At 70.2% G+C, this 20,072-nt stretch carries 16 protein-coding genes and 2 tRNA genes; 8 read left to right on the plus strand and 10 right to left on the minus strand.

Annotated features, from left to right (window positions below; translation table 11 throughout):
* Positions 1-119 precede the first annotated feature (119 nt).
* The gene (locus K3888_RS07525; protein WP_230929638.1) at positions 120-1,787 is read left to right on the plus strand and encodes an alpha/beta hydrolase; all 1,668 of its coding nucleotides are present in this window, start codon (positions 120-122) and stop codon (positions 1,785-1,787) included.
* 9 nt (positions 1,788-1,796) lie between these two features.
* On the opposite strand, the gene K3888_RS07530 is transcribed toward K3888_RS07525, so the two are convergent.
* Positions 1,797-3,662 (minus strand): ABC transporter ATP-binding protein, encoded by a 1,866-nt coding sequence (locus K3888_RS07530; RefSeq protein WP_372459549.1) that lies wholly within the window; start codon positions 3,660-3,662, stop codon positions 1,797-1,799.
* A 244-nt stretch (positions 3,663-3,906) separates the two neighbouring features.
* Here K3888_RS07530 and K3888_RS07535 point away from each other — a divergent pair, with 244 nt between their 5' ends.
* Together K3888_RS07535 and K3888_RS07540 are read left to right on the plus strand one after the other, a co-directional pair.
* Positions 3,907-5,508, plus strand: a complete 1,602-nt coding sequence (locus tag K3888_RS07535; protein ID WP_230929639.1) for a fatty acid desaturase — start codon at positions 3,907-3,909, stop codon at positions 5,506-5,508.
* Between the two features lie 63 nt (positions 5,509-5,571).
* A complete protein-coding gene (locus K3888_RS07540) occupies positions 5,572-6,207 on the plus strand; it encodes a TetR/AcrR family transcriptional regulator (RefSeq protein WP_230929640.1) in 636 nt (211 codons plus the stop codon).
* 3 nt (positions 6,208-6,210) lie between these two features.
* Here the strand turns inward: K3888_RS07540 and K3888_RS07545 are convergent, their stop codons facing one another.
* Positions 6,211-6,972 (minus strand): PaaI family thioesterase, encoded by a 762-nt coding sequence (locus K3888_RS07545; RefSeq protein WP_230929641.1) that lies wholly within the window; start codon positions 6,970-6,972, stop codon positions 6,211-6,213.
* Between the two features lie 11 nt (positions 6,973-6,983).
* Here K3888_RS07545 and K3888_RS07550 point away from each other — a divergent pair, with 11 nt between their 5' ends.
* A complete protein-coding gene (locus K3888_RS07550) occupies positions 6,984-7,802 on the plus strand; it encodes an SDR family NAD(P)-dependent oxidoreductase (protein ID WP_230929642.1) in 819 nt (272 codons plus the stop codon).
* Between the two features lie 130 nt (positions 7,803-7,932).
* Here the strand turns inward: K3888_RS07550 and K3888_RS17830 are convergent, their stop codons facing one another.
* From K3888_RS17830 to K3888_RS07565, 3 genes are read right to left on the minus strand one after another with little or no spacing between them, the layout of a single operon-like run.
* Positions 7,933-8,628, minus strand: coding sequence for a PaaI family thioesterase (locus K3888_RS17830; protein WP_230929643.1), 696 nt, complete (start codon positions 8,626-8,628; stop codon positions 7,933-7,935).
* Positions 8,629-8,650: 22 nt separating this feature from the next.
* Complete coding sequence (locus tag K3888_RS07560) at positions 8,651-9,394, minus strand: PaaI family thioesterase (protein WP_230929644.1); 744 nt, start codon at positions 9,392-9,394, stop codon at positions 8,651-8,653.
* Positions 9,385-10,833 carry an FAD-dependent oxidoreductase gene (locus K3888_RS07565; RefSeq protein WP_230929645.1) on the minus strand — a complete coding sequence of 483 codons (1,449 nt, stop codon included), beginning with the start codon at positions 10,831-10,833 and terminating at the stop codon, positions 9,385-9,387. Before K3888_RS07565 ends, K3888_RS07560 begins: the two co-directional genes overlap by 10 nt.
* 53 nt (positions 10,834-10,886) lie before the next feature.
* Between K3888_RS07565 and K3888_RS07570 the strand changes: the two genes are divergently transcribed.
* The 3 genes from K3888_RS07570 to K3888_RS07580 all read left to right on the plus strand — a co-directional run bounded on the left by K3888_RS07570 (position 10,887) and on the right by K3888_RS07580 (position 13,719).
* A complete protein-coding gene (locus tag K3888_RS07570) occupies positions 10,887-11,441 on the plus strand; it encodes a nuclear transport factor 2 family protein (protein ID WP_230929646.1) in 555 nt (184 codons plus the stop codon).
* Positions 11,442-11,451: 10 nt separating this feature from the next.
* Positions 11,452-11,919, plus strand: coding sequence for a hypothetical protein (locus tag K3888_RS07575; protein WP_230929647.1), 468 nt, complete (start codon positions 11,452-11,454; stop codon positions 11,917-11,919).
* Positions 11,920-12,033: 114 nt separating this feature from the next.
* Positions 12,034-13,719: an MFS transporter gene (locus K3888_RS07580; RefSeq protein WP_230929648.1), complete on the plus strand. Its 1,686-nt coding sequence runs from the start codon at positions 12,034-12,036 to the stop codon at positions 13,717-13,719.
* Positions 13,720-13,721: 2 nt separating this feature from the next.
* On the opposite strand, the gene K3888_RS07585 is transcribed toward K3888_RS07580, so the two are convergent.
* From K3888_RS07585 to gyrA, 5 genes are all read right to left on the minus strand, one after another.
* Positions 13,722-14,927, minus strand: coding sequence for an MFS transporter (locus K3888_RS07585; protein ID WP_230929649.1), 1,206 nt, complete (start codon positions 14,925-14,927; stop codon positions 13,722-13,724).
* A gap of 79 nt (positions 14,928-15,006) precedes the next feature.
* Positions 15,007-15,079 (minus strand) — tRNA-Ala (locus K3888_RS07590).
* A gap of 83 nt (positions 15,080-15,162) precedes the next feature.
* A tRNA-Ile gene (locus tag K3888_RS07595) sits at positions 15,163-15,236 on the minus strand.
* Between the two features lie 96 nt (positions 15,237-15,332).
* Positions 15,333-16,022: a DUF3566 domain-containing protein gene (locus K3888_RS07600; RefSeq protein WP_230929650.1), complete on the minus strand. Its 690-nt coding sequence runs from the start codon at positions 16,020-16,022 to the stop codon at positions 15,333-15,335.
* A gap of 3 nt (positions 16,023-16,025) precedes the next feature.
* Complete coding sequence (gyrA, locus tag K3888_RS07605; protein WP_230929651.1) at positions 16,026-18,554, minus strand: DNA gyrase subunit A; 2,529 nt, start codon at positions 18,552-18,554, stop codon at positions 16,026-16,028.
* Between the two features lie 159 nt (positions 18,555-18,713).
* Here gyrA and K3888_RS07610 point away from each other — a divergent pair, with 159 nt between their 5' ends.
* Entirely contained in the window at positions 18,714-20,057 is a 1,344-nt protein-coding gene (locus tag K3888_RS07610; RefSeq protein ID WP_230929652.1) for an alpha/beta fold hydrolase, read from the plus strand.
* Positions 20,058-20,072 lie beyond the last annotated feature (15 nt).

Below are 20,072 nucleotides of genomic sequence, written 5' to 3' on the forward strand. Positions count from 1 at the left end.
AAGCCGTCGACCGGCTGAGGGTCGGACGCTCTCGTCGCCTCCTCTGCTGCCCGTACCGGTAATACGCTGCCCACCTGCGCCGGGGACATCGCCGCGGCCCCTCACGAGCGGGACACACCATGGCCACCACCTCACACGCAGCTCGCCTCCGCGGATTCGCGAGCTCGTTCCATCCCGCGGGCCTGACGTCGGCGCTGCTGTTCTTCGTCTGGTCGATGACGCCCTCATTGCTCCCGCGGGCCTGGTTCCTCCAGGCCGTAGCGACCGGCATCAGCCTCGCCACCGGATACGGCCTCGGCTGCCTCGTCGCCTGGATCGTTCGTCTGTGCGGCTTCTCACCGCGCCTACCGGATCGTGTCCGACGGGCCGGCTGGTGGGCCCTCGCGGTGCTCACGGCGGTCGCGGTGCCGACGTTTCTCGTCCTGGGCTCATGGTGGCAACAGATCACCCGCGACCTGGCCGGCGTCGAGCGTATCGATCGAGCCGACTATCTGCTGATCCTCCCGCTCGCCGTGGTGGTGGCCATCGCCATCCTCGCCGCCGCACGGGCGTTCCGCCGGGGCGCCGCCGCGCTCACCCGCCTGGGCTCTCGCTTCGTACCCGTCCGGGTGGCCCGGCTCCTCGCCGTGGTCCTGCTCGGAGTCCTCGCGTCCGTGTCGATCAACGGGGTCCTCCACAGGGGGATCATCAGCACCGCCGACAGGTCTGCGGCGGCGGCCGACCAGGGAACGGCTGAGGGTGTCGTCCAACCCTCGATACCCGAGCGTTCGGGGTCGCCGGCGTCGTTCCAGGCCTGGGAGAGCCTCGGCAGGGAGGGCCGCACGTTCGTCGCGGGCGGCCCGAGCGCCGAGCAGATCGCCGAGGTGACGGGTAGGCCGGCGGTGACCCCGATCCGGGTCTATGCCGGACACCAGGCCACCACGGACATCGAGGAGGCGGCCGCGTTGGTGGTCGACGAGCTCGAGCGCACCGGCGGTTTGGACCGGGAGGTCGTGGCGGTGGCCACCACGACCGGGCGAGGCTGGGTCAATGCCCGCGTGGCCACGGCGCTCGAGTACACGGCCGGCGGGGACTCGGCGATCGCCGCGATGCAGTACTCGTTCCTCCCGAGCCCGCTGTCCTTCCTGGCGGATCGTGAGTCGCCGCAGGTCGCCGGTCGGGCCCTGTTCGAGGCGGTGGAGCGGGCGATCAACGAGCGCCCGGCGTCCGATCGACCGAAGCTGGTGGTGTTCGGCGAGAGTCTCGGCTCGTTCGGCGGGCAGGCGGCGTTCAGCGGAGCACAGGATATGATCGCCCGCACCGACGGGGCACTGTGGGTGGGTACACCCAACTTCTCGACGCAGTGGGCGCACATCACCGCGCATCGCGACCCGGGCTCCCCGGAACGACTACCGGTGATCGATCACGGTGAGCATGTACGCTTCGCCGCCTCCGGCGCGGACCTGGACCTGGGCGGCGCCCCGTGGTCCACACCGCGGGTCGTCTACTGGCAGCACGCGTCGGATCCCATCACCTGGTGGTCGCCCAGCCTGGTCCTCCAGCGTCCGGATTGGCTGCGCGAGCCCCTCGGCCCGGACCTCGATCCGGGTGTGCGGTGGATCCCCTTCGTGACGTTCTGGCAGGTCACACTGGATATGGTGTTCTCCGCGGATGTGCCGGCCGGACACGGCCACACGTTCGGTCCGGACGCGGCGCAGATGTGGGCGGCGATCCTGAGCCCCGAGGGCTGGACCGAGGCCGACACGAGCCGGGTCCACACCACCGTGGCCGCCCTGGCCACCGGGTAGCCGCGCGGCCTATTCCTGGTCGGCGAACTGGGTCTCGTAGAGCTCGGTGTAGCGGCCACCCGCGGCGAGGAGTTCGGCGTGAGTGCCGGACTCCACCACGCGACCGGCCTCCAGCACGAGGATCCGGTCGGCGGCCCGCACGGTGGACAGCCGGTGCGCGATCACCAGCGAGGTGCGGTCCACCATGGCCTCGCCGAGCGCCTCCTGCACCGCGGACTCGTTGGTCGAGTCGAGCGCGCTCGTGGCCTCGTCGAGCACCACCACCGCCGGCGCAGCCAGGAGCAGCCGGGCGATGGTCAGGCGCTGCCGCTCGCCGCCGGACAGCCGGTAACCGCGATCGCCGATCACCGTGTCCAGGCCGTCGGGGAGCGCGCGGACGAGGTCCTCGAGTCGCGCGCGCCGCAGCGCGTCCCAGACCACGTCGTCGGTGACCTCCGGGCGCGCGAACGCGAGGTTGGCGCGGATCGTGTCGTGGAAGAGGTGGCCGTCCTGGGTGACCATGCCCACCGCTCGACGCAACGACGACGAGGTGACCTCTCGCACGTCCAGACCGGACACCCGGACCGCGCCGGAATCCACGTCATAGAGCCGCGGCAGCAGCGAGGCGATGGTGGATTTGCCCGCCCCGGAGGAGCCGACGAGGGCCACCATCTGGCCGGGCTCGGCGCGGAAGGAGATCCCGTGGAGCACCTCCTGGCCGCCGCGGGAGTCCAGGACGGCGACCTCCTCGAGCGAGGCCAGTGAGACCTTGTCCGCGGAGGGGTAGGAGAAGCGGACGTCGTCGAACTCGATGGTGGCCGGCCCCCCGGGGACGTCCACGGCGTCGGGGGCGTCGGACAGCAGTGGCTTCAGGTCCAGCACCTCGAAGACGCGCTCGAAGCTGACGATCGCAGTGACGATGTCCATGGGCGCGTTGGCCAGTGCGGTGAGCGGACCGTAGAGCCGGGTGAGCAGCAGCGCCAGTGCCACGACCGAGCCGGCGTCCAGGCCGCCGTTGAGTGCGAACCAGCCGCCCAGGCCGTAGACCAGCGCCAGCGCGAGCGTGGAGACGAGGGTCAGCGAGTTCATGAACACACTCATGAGCAGCGCGGTGCGCACCCCGATACCGCGGACGCGCCCGGCGCGAGCGGCGAACTCCGCCGACTCGGCGTGAGGCCGGCCGAACAGCTTGACCAGGGTGGCACCGCCGGCGTTGAAACGCTCGGTCATCTGGTCGTTCATCGACGCGTTGAGGTCCGCGGCCTCGCGACGCAGTGTGGCCAGGCGACGTCCGACGTACCGGGCCGGGAACAGGAAGATCGGCAACAGCAGTACGGACAGGACCGTGAGCTGCCAGTTGATGCCGGCCATCACGATGAGCGTCAGCACCAGCTGGACGAGGTTGGACACGACGCCGGACAGCGTGTCGGAGAACGCGCGCTGTGCGCCCATGACGTCGTTGTTCAGGCGACTGACCAGGGCGCCGGTGCGGGTGCGCATGAAGAAGGCGATCGGCATGGTCTGCACGTGGTCGAAGACCGAGCGCCGCAGATCCAGGATCAAGCCCTCACCGATCCGCGCCGACCACAGCCGCGTGAACACCGAGGTCACGGCCTCGATCACGCCGATTGCTGCGATCGCCACCGCGAGGCCGATCACAATCCGGACCGACTGGTGGTCCACGATCGCGGTCACCACGCGTCCCGCGAGCAGCGGGGTGAGGACCGCGAGCGAGGCCCCGAAGACCGAGAGCACCAGGAAGACGACGATCAGCCTGGTGTGCGGCCGGGCGAACTGACCGATTCTGCGGAAGTTCTCCCTCGTGAAGACGCTCCGGTCGAGCTTGATGTTGTTGTTCTCGGCCCGCATCAGAGTGCGCATCGCTGCTTGTTGCATCGTCACGTCGGACCACTCCTTCCGGGTCGGATGACTGATCCGACGACCTGCACGTACAACCAGGTCAGCGGTTCAGATATTCCGGCTCGCGCGGGTGGCCGAGGCCCTCGTCGTCGTCATACCGCGAGAACTCTTTGGACAAAGAACCCTTGTGTGTCTAGACATCGCCCGGCAATTTGTCTAAAGTTGAGGCATCAGAGTGGCGTATGCCACACCGTCGTGAGTCTGGGGAAGGTCGTCAGCCATGTCGAGCACCGAGTACATCCGACCCGCCGGAGGGGACGGCGCCGACCGTCATGACGACCAGAGCGCTGGTCCCCACGGCCACACACACAACGACGCGCACGGCCACGCGCACCACGACGACGCCGCGGTGGAGCCGTACGCGTGGACCGATGCCAAGCGGTACCTGTGGCTGCTCGGCCTCATCCCCGCCGCCGGGCTGTTCCTCTCGCTACCGCTGGTGGCCGGCTTCAACGCGCTCGGCTGGGGCGTGGCGGCCACCATCGCGTGGTACCTGCTGCCGTTCCTCGTCTACGTGGCCGTGCCGTGGGGTGACTATCGCGTCGGAGTCGACGGCGAGAACCCGCCTGACGAGGTGATGGAGCGGCTCGAGGCCGACCCGTACTACCGCTGGTGCACCTACCTGTACCTCCCCTTCCAGTACGGCGCGCTGATCCTGGCCTGCTACCTGTGGAGCGCCGACGACCTGTCGTGGCTCGGGTACGACGGCGGGCTCGGCATCGCCGCGTCGATCGGCGTGGCGTGGACGGTCGCGATCACCGGCGGCATCGGTATCAACACCGCGCACGAGCTCGGCCACAAGATCTCCGGCAGCGAGAAGTGGCTGTCCAAGATCGCGCTCGCCACCACCGGCTACGGTCACTTCTTCATCGAGCACAACCGCGGACACCACGCTCGCGTCGCCACCCCCGAGGATCCCGCCAGCTCGCGATTCGGCGAGTCGTTCTGGACCTTCCTGCCGCGCAGCGTCGTGGGTTCGGCGCGGTCCGCGTGGGCGCTCGAGAAGGAGCGGCTGGGCCGCATGGGCAAGGGCCCGTGGACCCTCCGTAACGACAATCTCAACGCCTGGCTCATGACCGTCGTGCTGTACGGCGCGCTCATCGCGGTGTTCGGCTGGCAGGTGGCCCCGTGGCTGCTCGTGCAGGCGGTCTTCGGCTTCTCGTTGCTGGAGGTCGTCAACTACCTCGAGCACTACGGGCTGCTGCGCCAGAAGACCTCGGCCAGCCGCTATCAGCGCTGCCGCCCCGAGCACTCGTGGAACTCCGACCACCTGGTCACGAACATCTTCCTCTACCACCTGCAGCGTCACTCCGATCATCACGCCAACCCGATGCGCCGCTACCAGGTGTTGCGCAGCTTCCACGAGGCCCCGCAGCTGCCGTCCGGTTACGCGGCGATGATGGTCGTGGCGTACATCCCGCCGCTGTGGCGCAGGGTCATGGACAAGCGCGTCCTCGCGCACTATGACGGCGACATCACCCGCGCCAACATCCAGCCGTCCAAGCGGGACAAGATCCTCGCCCGCCACGCCGCCACCCCCGCCGAGGGTTCGACGGTCGCGCCGGCCGCGTCCGCCACGGACCGTGGCAACGCCGAGGCCTCGGCCGCGGAGCAGGTCATCGTGGACGCCGACATCGCCGGGGACCAGCACTCCGCGACCGGAGAGTACGTCTGCCCCAACTGCGGAAACCACTACTCGGAGGCTGCCGGCCTGCCCCGCGAGGGCTTCCCGCCAGGCACCCCCTGGTCCGCCATCCCCGACTCGTGGAGCTGCTCGGACTGCGGGGTCCGCGACAAGATCGACTTCCGGCCCGTCGCCTAGTAGTTCTGTTCGTCACACGGTCCCCGCCCACGCGACGCGCGCGCATCGGGAACAATGGTCACCATGCCGCGTCACCGCTCGACCACTGCCAGCCGCTCCCCCGCCGGGGACCGCCCGGAGCGTCGGTCGTTACGTTCCACGGTGTTCGACGCGATGCACGGCCTATTGGAGAATCGCGACTGGTCGGCCGTGACCATGTCGGACGTGGCCAAGGCCGCCGGTCTGAGCCGCCAGACCCTCTACAGCACATTCGGCAACAGGCAGGGGCTGGCGCAGGCCTACGCGCTCCAGCTGTCGGAGCGGTTCGCCGGGGAGATCCGCGACTCGATCAACCGCAACCCGGGTGAGATCGAGACGGCGCTGAGCGAGGGGATCAACGGCTTCCTGCTCTCCAGCAGCCGCGATCCCCTCATCCGTGCGCTGCTCACCGGCGACATCAAGCCGGAGTTGCTGCGGATCATCACCACCGAGGCGGGCCCGCTCATCGAGCGGGCCACCGAGGTCCTGACCCCGGCGCTGTCCCAGAGCTGGATGCAGATCGCGCCCGAGCAGGCGAGGCTCGCCGCCTCGATCATCGCGCGCATCGGCATCAGCTTCATCTCGCTGCCGCCCGAGGATCCCGACCAGCTCGCCAGCGGCCTGACCGAGGTGATCGCGCCCTACCTGCGGGAGGTCGTCCACCTGGACCTGCAGGCCTGAGGCCTACTCGCTGCCGTCAGCGACGGTCGAGCGGGATCCCGGCTGGCCGGGCACCGGCACGCTGGCCTCGAGGAACAGGCCACGAGCCTCCACACACAGTCGGTCACCGGCGTGGATCGTGCCGTGCGTCCACGTCTTGCGACCCTCGGTCTCGTGCACCCAGCACCGGAAGGTCAGCGGCACCAGCAGCGGCGTCGGCGACCGGTAGTCGAGCTCGTAGTGGGCGGTCATGCCGAAGCGGCCGCCCCAGTGGTTGGCCAGCCCCATCATGTGGTCGATGATCAGCGCGCTCATGCCACCGTGCACGCAACCGGGGGGACCCTGGTAGACGGGACCGAGCGTGACCGTCGCCGTGACCGAGCCGTCGTCGCAGCCCACGAAGTCCACGGGCGGCGCGAGCGGGTTCTCCGGCCCGGACACCGGGTTCGAACGACGGGTACCGGCGCCCGTCCACATGTTCGCGAGCCGATCGGCAGGGCTGGGCACGCGCGGTTCGAGCAGGTCGGCCACCTCGGCGAGACGATCAGCGATGTCGCCGAGCTCGACCTCGGAGTGGGCGAGCCCTGCGGTGGCCTCCCGCAGCCTGCGCAGCTCGGACACGACCCGGTCGAGTTCGGGATCCGCTGGTGGGAGGGCCGGAACGGGGAGCGGATCGAACGAATCCCCCAGGAGCTTGCGCGCCTCGTCGAACGAGAACACCTCGTCCGCCTTCAACCCCGGCAGGGGTACTCCACCGAAACCTGGCCGATCGCTGTCAGTCGTCATACTCTGAGAGTATGTCGACACCTGTCAATCCGAAGACTTTCGATCCATCTACCTACGGCCCGTGGGCCCTTGTCGTTGGCGGTAGCGAGGGCGTGGGCGCCGAGATCGCGTTCCGCCTCGCCGATCAGGGCGTCTCCTCCGTCCTGGTCGCCCGCAAGCTCGCAGCCCTCGAGGAGACCGCCGAGGCCGTCCGCGCCAAGGGTGTCGAGTGCCGTGTCGTCTCCGCGGACCTGACCGAGGCCGACTCGACCGACAAGATCGCCGCCGCCTGCGAGGGCCTAGATCTGGGCCTGCTCGTACTCAACGCCGGCGCCAACACCTACGGTGCCGAGTTCGTCGAGTCCGACATGGCACAGGTGCAGAAGGTCATCGACCTCAACATCTCCTCGCCGATGCAGATCATCCGCCGCTTCGGCCCCGGACTGAAGGCCCGCGGCAAGGGCGGCATCGTGGTGATGGGCTCCATGGCCGGCTACCTCGGTCACGCCGACATGAGCATCTACTCCGCCGCCAAGGCCTTCAGCCGCGTCTTCGTCGAGGGCCTCTGGCTCGAGATGCGTGAGCACGGTGTCGATGTCGTCGAGGTCATCCTCGGCGTCACCCGCACTCCCGCCATGATCCGCGCGGGCCTGGACATGGACCTGCCCGGAATGACCGTGAGCGAGCCGCACGAGGTGGCCGACGAGGTCATCGCCTCCATCGGAAACGGCCCGGTCCACGTCTGCGGTGGCGAGGGCAACGAGAAGGGCGTCGAGTTCTCCTCCGGCGTCAACCGCGGTCGCATCGTGGCCGGCGCCCACAAGCGCATGAAGGCGCTGCGCGGGGAGTAGCCACCCCGCGCCCCCGTCGATAAGCGGGTTCCGCCCATATCAGCCGAGAGGGCCTGTGCGGAACACGCTTACGACGGCGGGGGTCAGGTGTCGCGCAGGCCGGCACACGCGCAGGCCGGCGCGCGTGCAGTCAGCCCTCGATGGGTCGGCTGCGCTCGTCGTCCCGGATGCCTCGGGGCTCGACGAACAGGCCCTCGGCGCTGGCGCACAGCGTGTCACCGGCGTGCAGGGTCGCGCTTGCCCAGATCTTCCGGCCCTCCACTCGGTTCTGCCGGGCCTCGAACCGCAGCGGCGCGTAGAGCGGCGTGGGCGAGGAGTAGGTGATACGCAGGTGCGCGGTCATACCGACGCTCTTGGACGCGGCGTTGGCCAGCCCGAGCATCTCGTCGAACAGCAGCGCCACGATCCCGCCGTGCACGCAGCCCGGAGGGCCCTGGTACTCGATGCCGAGCTCCAGGTCGGCGCGCACGGTCGCGTCGGGGAACACCACGGGCTCCAGCGGCGGTGAGACCGGGTTGCGCTGACCGATCGCCGGGTTGGCACCGATGTGCTCGGGCGTGCCCCAAGTTCCGTAATCCTTCGGACGGACCGGCTTCCCCACAGCCTCCAGATGATCGGCCAGCTCACGGACCGTCCGGACCACGTCATGGACATCCTCGTACACCGAACCCGCGACCAGGCCGCGGAGACGCCGCAGTTCGCGAGCGAGCTCCGTGGACCCGGAGGGGGTCTCGTCCCGGGGCAGGAGCGGTATCCCCTCACTGCTCGCGGCGGCGGGATCGGCCGTGCCGACCTGGTTCTGTTCGGCGTCGTCTCTGGCGGTCACGCGACCGAATCTACTCGGGCGGTCAGTGTCCGCCGTCCCGAACCCAGCCCTCGGGCCTCACGAACAGCCCCTCCGCGGTGGCGCACAGACGGTCGCCCGCGTGGATCGCCCCCTGCGCCCACACCTTACGGCCCTCCACTCGCACGGGCCGGCCGGTCACCACGATGGGCTCAAGGAGCGGGGTGGCGCCCCGGTAGTCGATGTCCAGGTACATGGTCATCCCGGTGGTGCCCGCGTGATGGTTCGCCCGACCCAGGACCGCGTCGAACAGCAGCGAGACGATTCCGCCGTGCACGCGGCCGGGCGGGCCCTGATACTCGATTCCGAGGGTCAGCTCGGCGCGCAGCGTGCCGTCCTCGAGGAGTTCGTACTCCGCCGGCAGGGCGAGCAGGTTCGCGCGTCCGACCACCGGGCAGTTGGTCATGTAGCGGCGGTTCGACCACATGGTCTCCAACCTGTGCTGCGGTGTCGCCGACGCGGCCTCCAACTCGTCGGCCACCCCGCGGAGTCGCTCGGTGAGGGGACCCAGGTCGGTGTCGAAGATCCCGCCGGTGGTCAGGGCACGGATCCGACGCACCTGCTCGACCAGGGCGAAGAGGCCGGCCTCGTCGTCGTCGGCACGATCCACGGGCGCCCCGGCACCACGCGCCGGATCCAGGGGGCCCAGGTCGACCTCGGGGCGTGCCCTGCGCACGGCGCCGGGCGTCGGGGCTCCACCCGGGGCGGCCACGCCCGCCGCGCCCCCGTCGACCTCGTTCACGAGCACGCGGCCGCCCCGCGACCGGCGCGGCGGCCGAAGAACGAGCCGTCGCCCAGCGACGTACCCGAGATGTAACCGTCGCCGTGCAGGCCGTGCGTGCAGCGACCGGCCGCGAACAGGCCCGGGATCGGCTCGCCGGCGCGGTCGAGCACCCGCGCGTCCAGATCGGTGTGCAGGCCGCCGAGCGTGAAGCCCTGCGCCTTGAGCGGCAGGCCGTTGAAGCTGTCCGGACCGCCGGCGCCGGTGGGGTACGCGCCGAACGGCGGCTCGAGCGGCCGCATCCAGCCCGCGCTCTTACCGAACTGCGGATCCTCGCCGCGCTCGGCGCCGGCGTTGTAGCGGCGGAGCTGGTCGGCCAGCGCGTCGGCGGGCAGGCCGCAGTCCGCGGCCAGCTCCTCGATGGTCTCCGCGGCGTGCATGGGCTGCATCCCCCACAGCTCGGACTCGGGGACGTCCTCGATGCCCTTCTCGTCGATGATCACCCAGACCGGCGGCCGGCGATGATGTACGGCGGCGTGGCAGTACAGGCCCGGGTAGACCTCCTCGTTGATGAAGCGCTGGCCGTCGCCGTCGACGAGCATCGCGCCCACGACCAGGCGCGGAATGATGAGCATCGCGGTCTCGGTCTGGTGCATACGGCGCACCGCGGCGCCGATCTCCATGCCCATCTCGATCCCCGAGCCGTCGTCACGGCCGTCGGAGACCGCGTCCTTGCCCAACTGCTGGGGCGCCCACTGCTCGATCATTCGCTCGTTGTCCACAAAACCGCCGGTGGCCAGCACGACGCCACGGGTGGCGCGGTACTCGCGCTCCACACCGAACTCGGTGGCGCGCACGCCCACCACCTTGTCGCCGGAAACGATCAGCGAACGGGCCTTGATGTCGCACTGGAGGGTGACCCCGGCCTTCTCGGCGGTGGCCACGAGCGCGTCCATGAGGAGGTTGCCGGCGAAGTTGGGGCCGGGCGGGCGGTGGCCGCGCGCGGCGGGCTTCGCGACCGAGGCGTACGGCTCGGCGCGCTCACCCATCCACATCAGTCCCGAGTCGTCGCCCGGCATCCAGGTGGGGGTGTCCCACAGCTTGTGGTTGAACACCGCGCCGTGCGCCACGAGCCAGTCGTGGTGCTCGACGGCGCCGGTGCAGTAGGCCTCGATCTTGGCCTCGTCGGCGTTCGGGCCGAGCGCCGCGGCGAGGAACGCGCGCATGTCCTCCACCGTGTCGGAGATGCCCAGCGCCTGCTGGGTGGCGGTGCCGCCGCCCAGGTAGACCTCGCCGCCGGACTGCGCGGACGAGCCGCCCGGCCCGGAGGCGCCCTCCAGCACGATCACCGTCGAGCCGGTCTCCGCCGCCTCGATGGCCGCGCACGCTCCGGCGATCCCCATCCCCACCACCACGACATCGGCCGTGACGATCGATGGACTGGTGTCCGAATTAGTGTCCGTCATGGGGAAAACTATAACGTGTTCACCGATTGAGACGGCGCTTTAATATGGAAGACATGACTTCTCCCTCCGACACCCCCGGCCTGGATGCCCTCGACGCTCGGCTCGCCTCCGTCGAGGCCCGGATCGACCAGACCGAAGGCCGCCTGGCCGCCGCCGAGGACGAGCTGGCGATCCTGCGGATCCTCGGCTCCTACTCACCCCGCGTCGACTCCGGCGACGCCGAGGGCGTAGCCGAACTGTGGACCTCCGACGGCGTGTACGACGTCGACACCGGCCGCCTGGACGGCCACGACGGCCTCAGGGAGATGGTCAACGGCGAGGCCCACCAGGGACTGATCGCCCACGGCTGCGGGCATGTCCCGAGCCTGCCGGTGGTGCTGCTCAGCGGCGACCGTGCCGTGGCCACCGGATACACCCAGCTCGTCGTGCGGTCCTCGCGACCGGGCCGCTACACGGTGCTGCGGGTCACCGCCAGCAGGTGGGAGCTCGAGCGTCGCGGCCCGGTGGACGAGCCCGACCGCGGATGGCGGGTCGTGCTGCGCACCGCACGCGCGGTGACCGACGACGGCGAGGGCCGTCAGCTCCTGGCACGGTCACGGGAGGGGTAGCCTGGCGGGCATGAAGCGTCGTCGGCCCGCGTCCGATCCGGCCCTGCGTGCGGGCCGCCTCGCACTGCTCACCACCTCGGCCATCACGCTCGGGTTCCAGTCCATCGTCAGCTCCGTGGTGTACCCCCAGCTGTTCGACGGCACCACGCACGGCATCGCGGAACGGCAGTCCGACCACGCCCGACGCATCGCGCCGGTCGCGCTGACACTCTATGCCACCTCGTTGGGTGCGGCCGTCTGGGCGACGTACGGGTCCGTGCGGTCCGGGGAGCGCACCGGGCGGGTCGCCACGGCGGTGGCCTGCGCGAGCAGCCTCGCCGGCCCGGTCATCACCGCCGGTGTGGTGCCGCTGCACGCGAGCATCGCGCAGGAGCAGATCACCCGGCCGCGGATCGCCGCACTGATGGCCTCGGACCGGCTGCGTACCGGACTGGCCGCCGTCGGGATGGTGGCCGCGGCCCAGTCGCTGAGCAACTGACGGCCCGGCTCGACCAGCCCTGCCGCCCCGCCCCGGGGCCTCAACCTTTCGATTGAGGCACGCATCCTCCTCTTTCACGATGTGAACGCGTTGTCTACATGATGAGATGAGGTCATGACCAAGCATGCCCCTGGCGGGGACGGCGCGATCACCCCCGAATCGACGCGCCCGGATGACGTCGCGGACGTAGCCGCCCCCTCGCGCCGAGACTGGGCCGGGCTGGCCATGCTCTCGATCGCCCTCGGACTGATCGTGCTGGATGGCACGATCGTCGGCGTGGCACTGCCCACGATCATCCTCGACCTGAACCTCGACCTGACCGACGCGCAGTGGGTCAACAGCCTCTATGCCGTCCTGCTCGCCGCCCTCCTGCTCTCGACGGGCACCCTCGCCGACCGGCTCGGTAGGCGGCGCCTCGTCCTGGCCGGCATCGTGGTGTTCGTCGGCGGCAGCCTGCTGGCGGCGGCCGCCTCGTCGGCGGGCCCGCTACTCGCCGCCCGCGCGGTGCAGGCGGTCGGCGCGGCGTTCATCATGCCCGCCACCCTCTCGTCGGTGAACACACTGTTCCGCGGCCGGTACCGGGCCGCGGCGTTCGGGGTGTGGGGGGCGGTGATCTCCGGCGCCGCGGCGATCGGGCCGCTGCTCGGCGGCGCGCTGACCCAGTGGGCCTCGTGGCACTGGATCTTCCTCGTCAACCTCCCGCTGGGCGCGATTCTGTTCGTCGCGGTGATCGTCACGGTCCCCGAGACGCGCGGGGAGAAGACCCGCCCCGGAGTGGACGTCGACGGCGCACTGCTCAGCGCGATCGGGTTCGGCGCCCTGGTGTTCGCCGTGATCGAGGGCCCCGACCTGGGCTGGTGGACGCCGAAGGCCGATCTGTCCCTGTTCGGCCTCACGTGGCCGGCCGGCGCCCCCGTCTCGGCGACCCCGATCGCCCTCGCGATAGCCGCGGTTGCCCTGACACTGTTCGTCCTGTGGGAACGCCACCGCGAGAAGGTCCACCGGTCCGCCCTACTGGACCTGTCGCTGTTCTCCCTCCGGACCTTCTCGTGGGGCAACCTCACCGCCGGCACGGTGGCCGTCGGCGAGTTCGCCCTCCTGTTCATCCTGCCGCTCTACCTCGTCAACGTGCTCGGTCTCGAGGTGATCAGCGCGGGCCTGGTGCTGGCCGCGATGGCGTTCGGCGCGTTCCTGTCCGGTGCCTCGGCCCGTCATCTGGCCGCCAGGTTCGGCTCCCCGGGGACCGTGCTCATCGGGCTGGGACTGGAATTGATCGGTGTCCTGGCCCTCGTGCTGCTCATCCGCGACGACACCCACGCCTGGCTGGTCGCGATCCCGCTGACCGTGTACGGCCTGGGCCTGGGCCTGGCCTCCGCCCAGCTCACGGGGACGGTACTCCGTGACGTGCCGGTGGCCATCTCCGGGCAGGGCTCGGCCACGCAGAGCACGGTCCGGCAGATCGGCTCGGCGCTCGGCACCGCCTTCGCGGGCGCCGCCCTGTCCATCTCGTTGGCGCGGACGCTTCCCGCGGCCCTCGAGAACGCGGGCCTGGCCGGCGGCCCGGCCGACCAGCTCGCGGAGTCGACTCGTCAGTCCGCCGGCAGCACCATCGGTGTGCTCCGCGACCACGGTGACGCCAGCCCGCTCGGGGACCACACGGCCGCGGCCGTGGACGCGCTGGCCCACGGGTTCGCCGACGCCAGCCGCTGGGCGATGCTCGTGGCCGCGGCGTTCCTCGCCCTGGGCTTCCTCGGAGCCGCCTTCCTGCGACGCGCCTCCGCGGCCCCCGTCGCGCAGTAGCGTCAGCACCCGCGACCTCGTACGGCCACCACCGCCAGTGCCACGAGACCGGTCGCACCGACGATCGCCGCCAGCAGGTGATACGCCGGGATCAGTCCGATCTGCTCTGCGGCCAGCGCCGCGAGCACGGCGGGCACCCCGAGCGCGGTGTACGCCACGAGGTACAGCGCGGCGAACACCTGCCCCCGGGCCTCGGCGGGAGCGCTCTGCGCCACGAGCGTGGTGCCGATGAGGAACAGCAGGCCCATCCCCAGTCCGGTGAGAAGGGCCGCGAGCAGGAATACCGGCACCGTGCGCCACTCCAGCGAGAGCGAGGCCACGACGAGCCCCGGCAGCAGCAGCGCCACCCCGACGGTCATGCCGCGCCGCCACTGGTCCGGCCCCGCGCGCAGGTTCCACACCAACTGCGCGACGCCCGCGGCGCCCTGGAGCGCCGCCACGACCAGTCCGGTGACCAGGTAGTCGGATCGGCCCAGCAGGTCGCGGGCGATGGCCCCGCCGAGCCCCAGGAACACGCCCCCGACCGACCACGAGACGATCACGCAGATCGCCGCCAGCGCGAACGTCGACCGCATCCGCGCCGGCACGGTCGGCGGCCGCAGCCGCAACGCCTCGCGCACGGTCGAGGAACCGCCGGCGGTCTCCGGCACGAACGCCGAGACCGCGGCGAGCAGGGCCAGGGTCGCCGCCGCGATCACCTGGTACGGGAGGGTCAGGGGCGACGACGACGCCGTGGCCACCGCGCCCGAGAGGAGAACGCCGCCGGCGATGCCGAAGTTCGTGGTGGAGCTGCTGGTGAGGGCGCCGATCCGGGAATCACGGCGTGGGTGGAGCTCGATCAGCGCTGCCGCGGCGGGGCCGGTGATCAGCCCGACCGACACGCCCTGTGTGATACGGGCCGCGATGAGCCAGCCCACGTTCGGCGCGACGGCGAGAACCGCCATGCTCACCGCCAGCAGTACGAGCCCGGTGAGGATGACCGGCCGGCGTCCTACCGCGTCGGAGAGCCTGCCGAGAAACAGCAGCGGGATCAGCACGGCCAGGGCGTACACGGCGTAGACGACCGTGATCATGGTGCCGCTGGTGCCCCACGCCTGTTGATAGTCGACGTAGAGCGGGGTGGGGGTCGCGCTGGAGGCCAGCGCCACGGTCACCACGAGGGCGATCAGGACGAAGGGGCGCCACGAGGGTCGAGGGGTCGTTTCCACGGTCTGCCTCTCCGCCGGAAGGGGGCGGCGTGCGAACTGTGTGCCTGGCATGGGACATGGGCGACACGTCTGACTTCAGTGGAGCCTAGGGGATTCGAACCCCTGACATCTGCCTTGCAAAGGCAGCGCTCTACCAACTGAGCTAAGGCCCCGCACATCGGCGAGGTGGCCGATGCGTACCTCCAAGCATAAACGCCGGACCCGGCTTTGCGGATCCGGCGTCTGCCTGTCGGAGTGGGCCTAGGAGGACTTGAACCTCCGACCTCCAAATTATCAGTTTGGCGCTCTAACCACCTGAGCTATAGGCCCTCGTACCGATGGATTAATCTACCCGACGCGCTCGCATTACCCCAAATCGGCCGCCGACCTGCATCGTTCCGGCGGTACCGTCGCGATCCGCGACGGTCAGTTCCGCCGGTCGGCGAGCGTCACCTGCACGCCTCCCCCGGTCAGGCCGGCGGCGAGGTTGTAGATGAACACGGCCAGCGTGCACAGGATCGACAGCAGCAGCACGTTGAGCAGGCCGACTCCACCGCTGTAGAGGAAAATCGTCGACGGCCCGATGACCGACGCCGACTCGTCGCCCGCGACACCGGACAGCAGCCCACCGAGGCGATCCCAGACGCCCATGCCGGACAGCAGCAGGTACGTCACGCCGATCGCGACCATCCACACGAGGTAGAGCGCGAACATCAGGCCCAGAACCGTGGTGAACGCGGACCACGGATCGATCCTGCGCAGCACCAGGACCGACTCGAGCGGGCCGCGGCGGTCCGTCGGCGAGATGATCGGCGCGGCGCGTCCGGCGGCGCCCCCGGAGGGAGCCGTGGAGACCCCGCCGAACCCGCCCTCGGCGCGGTGCTGCGTGGCTGCGGGGAACCGGGTGGTTTCCGCACTGCTCGGGGTCGTATCGGTCGGGGCGGCCGCCGGTGCGTCCGATGACGGGGCCGACGACGACGAAGCCGCCGGAGTCGAGGCCGTCGACCCGGCCGATGACGCGGTGGCAGAGGTACCCCCCGAGGCACCGTAACCGGGCGCCGGGGCGGACCCCTTCGGTGTGGGGCCGCTGGCGGCCGGATCGGTCGGCTCGGTCATGGCTTACGCCTCCTCGACGGACTCGGCCTCGGACCGGTCCTCTTCGTCGGGCTCGTCGGCGTTACGGGCGATGGCCAGCAACGCGTCGCCCTCGGCCAGGTTCATCAGGCGCACGCCCTTGGTCTGGCGACCCGCCTTGCGGACCTGCTTGGCGAACGTACGGATCACGCCACCGCTGGAGGTGATGGCGTACAGCTCGTCCTGCAGCTCCACGATCGTCGCACCGACGAGCTTGCCGCGCTTGGGATCGAACATGAGCGTGAGCACGCCCTTGCCGCCGCGCCCCTGCGCCGTGTACTCGTTCAGCGCGGTGCGCTTGGAGTAGCCGCGCTCGGTGGCCACCAGGAGGAAGTACTTCTCCTGGTCCGAGGTGTCGGCCCGCACGACGGACATGCTCAGCAGCGCATCGCCGTCGTTGAACCGCATGCCCATGACACCGGACGTGGCGCGGCCCATCGGGCGCAGCGTGTCGTCGTTGGCGTGGAAGCGGATCGACTGGCCCTTCTCCGAGACCAGCAGCAGGTCGTCGTCGGGGCCGGCGAGCGCCGCGCCGACGAGCTCGTCGCCATCACGCAGGTTGACGGCGATGAGGCCTCCCGAGCGCGGGGAGTCATAGTCCTCGAGACGCGACTTCTTGACCAGACCGTTCCGCGTGGACAGGACCAGGTACGGAGCGTCCTGGTAGCCCCTGATCCGGATGACGCTGGCGATCCGCTCCTCCGGCTGGAACGCCAGCAGGTTGGCCACGTGCTGGCCGCGCGCGGTGCGGTTGGCCTCGGGCAGCTCGTACGCCTTGATCCGGTAGACGCGGCCCTTGGTGGTGAAGAACAGCAGCCAGTCGTGCGTCGAGGAGACGAAGAAGTGGCGGACGATGTCGTCCTGCTTCAGCTCAGCACCGCGCACGCCCTTGCCGCCGCGCTTCTGGGCGCGGTACAGGTCGGTGCGGGTCCGCTTGGCGTACCCGGTCTCGGTGATCGTGACCACCACGTCCTCGCGGGCGATGAGGTCCTCGTCGCGCACGTCGCCGTCGGCCGGGATGATGACCGTCCGGCGGTCGTCGCCGTACTTCTCGACGATCTCGCGGAGCTCGTCGCCGACGATCGCGCGCTGGCGCTCGGGCCGGGCGAGGATGTCCTTGTAGTCCGCGATCTCGAGCTCGATGGACGCGAGCTGGTCGATGATCTTCTGCCGCTCGAGCGCCGCGAGGCGGCGCAGCTGCATGTCGAGGATCGCCTGCGCCTGGTCGTCGTCGATGTCCAGGAGGTCCTTGAGGCCCTGGCGCGCGATGTCGACGGTCTCGGACCGGCGGATCAGGGCGATGACCTCGTCCAGCGCGTCGAGTGCCTTGACCAGACCGCGCAGGATGTGGGCCCGCTTCTCGGCCTCGTCCAGCAGGTACTGGGTGCGGCGGACGATCACTTCGATCTGGTGCGTGACGTACAGGCGCACCAGCTGGTCGATGGGCAGGGTCCGCGGGACACCCTCGACGATCGAGAGCATGTTGGCGCCGAACGACGTCTGCAGCTGCGAATGCTTGTACAGGTTGTTGAGGACGACCTTCGCGACGGCGTCCCGCTTGAGCGTGATGACGATGCGCAGGCCGACGCGGTCCGAGGACTCGTCGTCGATCTTGGAGATGCCGGCGATCTTGCCGTCGCGCAGCTGCTCCGCGATCGACAGGATCATGTTGTCCGGGTTGACCTCGTACGGCAGCTCGGTGATCACGATGACCGTGCGGCTGCCCTCCTCCTCGATGGAGGTCTTGCCCCGCATGCGGATCGAGCCGCGTCCGGTGCGGTAGGCGTCCTTGATCCCCTGGTCACCCACGATGAACCCGGCGGTCGGGAAGTCCGGGCCCTTGATGCGCGCCATGCACGCCTCGAGCGACTCCTCCTCGGTGGCGTCAGGATGCTCGAGCACCCAGTAGACCGCTTCCGCGACCTCGCGCAGGTTGTGCGGCGGCATCTTGGTGGCCATACCCACGGCGATACCGCTCGAGCCGTTGATCAACAGGCTCGGAACACGGGACGGCAGGACCACGGGTTCCTGCGTCTTGCCGTCGTAGTTCGGCTGGAAGTCGACCGTGTTCTTCTCGATGTCCCGCACCATCTCCATGGCGAGCGGGGTCATCTTGCACTCGGTGTAACGCATGGCGGCTGCGCCGTCGTTGCCGCGGGAACCGAAGTTGCCCTGGCCGTCGACCATCGGATAACGCATCGCCCACGGCTGGGCGAGGCGCACCAGCGTGTCGTAGATCGCCGAGTCGCCGTGCGGGTGGAAGTTACCCATCGTGTCGGCGACCGGCTTGGCCGACTTCACGTAACTGCGGTCCGGGCGGTAGCCGTTGTCCCACATCGCGTAGAGGATGCGGCGGTGCACGGGCTTGAGGCCGTCCCGCACGTCCGGCAACGCGCGCCCGACGATGACGCTCATCGAGTAGTCGATGTAGCTTCTCTGCATCTCGGCCTGGATGTCGACCGGCTCGATGCGGTCGTGTCCCCCGGCTTCGGGCGGCAGCGTGGTGTCCGTCATGGGCTCCTCTTCGTCTCGCTTCCGAAGCGGCGCATGGAAGCGTCACTTCGACCGGTCCAGTCTATAGGTCCTGCGGAAACAGCACGTACGGGCACGCGGCACTGTCCTCTATATCCTCGATCTCCTGCCGCGCGGTGTTGACGGTCCTAGCATCCGGGCATGAGCCAGCACTCGAATCCGGTCCGCCGCCGGCGCCGCGCGGGGGTCACCGTGGCGGCGTCCCTCGCCCTGTGCGTGGCGGCGTTGCCCGCCGTGATGACGACGACAACGCCGGCAGCGACCGCGGCCACGCCCGGAGAGCAGTTCGATCAGCCCGGCGGTCTCTACGACACCTCCGGACTTCCCGCAGCCGACCCCGGCACGGTGCTGCGCACTGAGCCCACCTCGTTGCCGCTGACCGTCGATGTCCCCGGGCTCCCTCCGCTGGCCTCGCCACTGCCGGCCGTCGCGCAGCGGCTGATCTACCAGACCGCCGACGTCCACGGCGCGCCCGTCGCGACCTCGGCGGCGCTGTACGACTCCACCGGCCCGTGGACGGGCGCCGGGCCGCGGCCGACGGTGGTGATCGGGCCGGGGACCCAGGGGCAGGGCGATGCATGTGCGCCATCCCGGAACATCGAGTCCGCGGTGAGCGTCAACCCGCAGACCGGCGGCGCCGTCCCGTCATACGAGGAGGCGTTCGCCCTCGCACTCGCGTCCCAGGGGTTCCGGGTGATGGTCATCGACTACATCGGTCTCGGCACGCCGGGGGTCCACACGTACTCCGACCGTGTCGAACAGGCGCACGCCATGCTCGACGGCGCCCGCGCGGCGCGATCCCTGGCGGGCGAGGCGCCCGTGGTGTTCTGGGGTCACTCCCAGGGCGGCGGTGCTTCGGCCGCGGCCGCCGAACTCGCGCCGGACTACGCCCCGGACGTCGATCTGCGGGCCGCGTACGCCTCGGCGCCGCCGGCGGACCTGCTCGCGGTACTCGATCATATCGACGGCTCCACCCTCACCGGCGCGATCGGATTCGCGATCAACGGGATGGTGGACCGCTACCCGTCGCTGCGCGACGTGATCGAGCGCAACATCAACGACGGCGGCCGGGCGGCACTGGACGACATCTCCGGGTTGTGCACCCTCGATCTGCGGTCGACCTACGCGGGCCGGACCACCGACGAGTGGACGTCCACCGGGCACCGCCTGGGCGAGGTCATCCGTGAGGAGCCGGCTGCGCTGGCCGTACTCGATCACCAGCGCATCGGCAATGCGGTGCCCTCGGTACCGGTAATGCTGGCGGGCGGGGTCAATGACGACATCATCCCCCTCGGCCAGGTCGAGCAGTTGGGTCGCGACTGGTGTGCGCAGGGTGCGACCGTGCACTTGCATCACGAGACGACGCCGCCGGTCGCGGGGGTCACCCACGCCGCCGCGGCGGTGACCAACTTCCCGTTGGCGCTGCAGTTCGTCCATGACCGGCTCGCCGGGCTCCCCGCCCCGAACGACTGCGGCGCCTTCTGACTCCCACCCCGGATC

The organism is Dietzia aurantiaca, from assembly GCF_021033825.1.
GTDB lineage: Bacteria > Actinomycetota > Actinomycetes > Mycobacteriales > Mycobacteriaceae > Dietzia > Dietzia aurantiaca.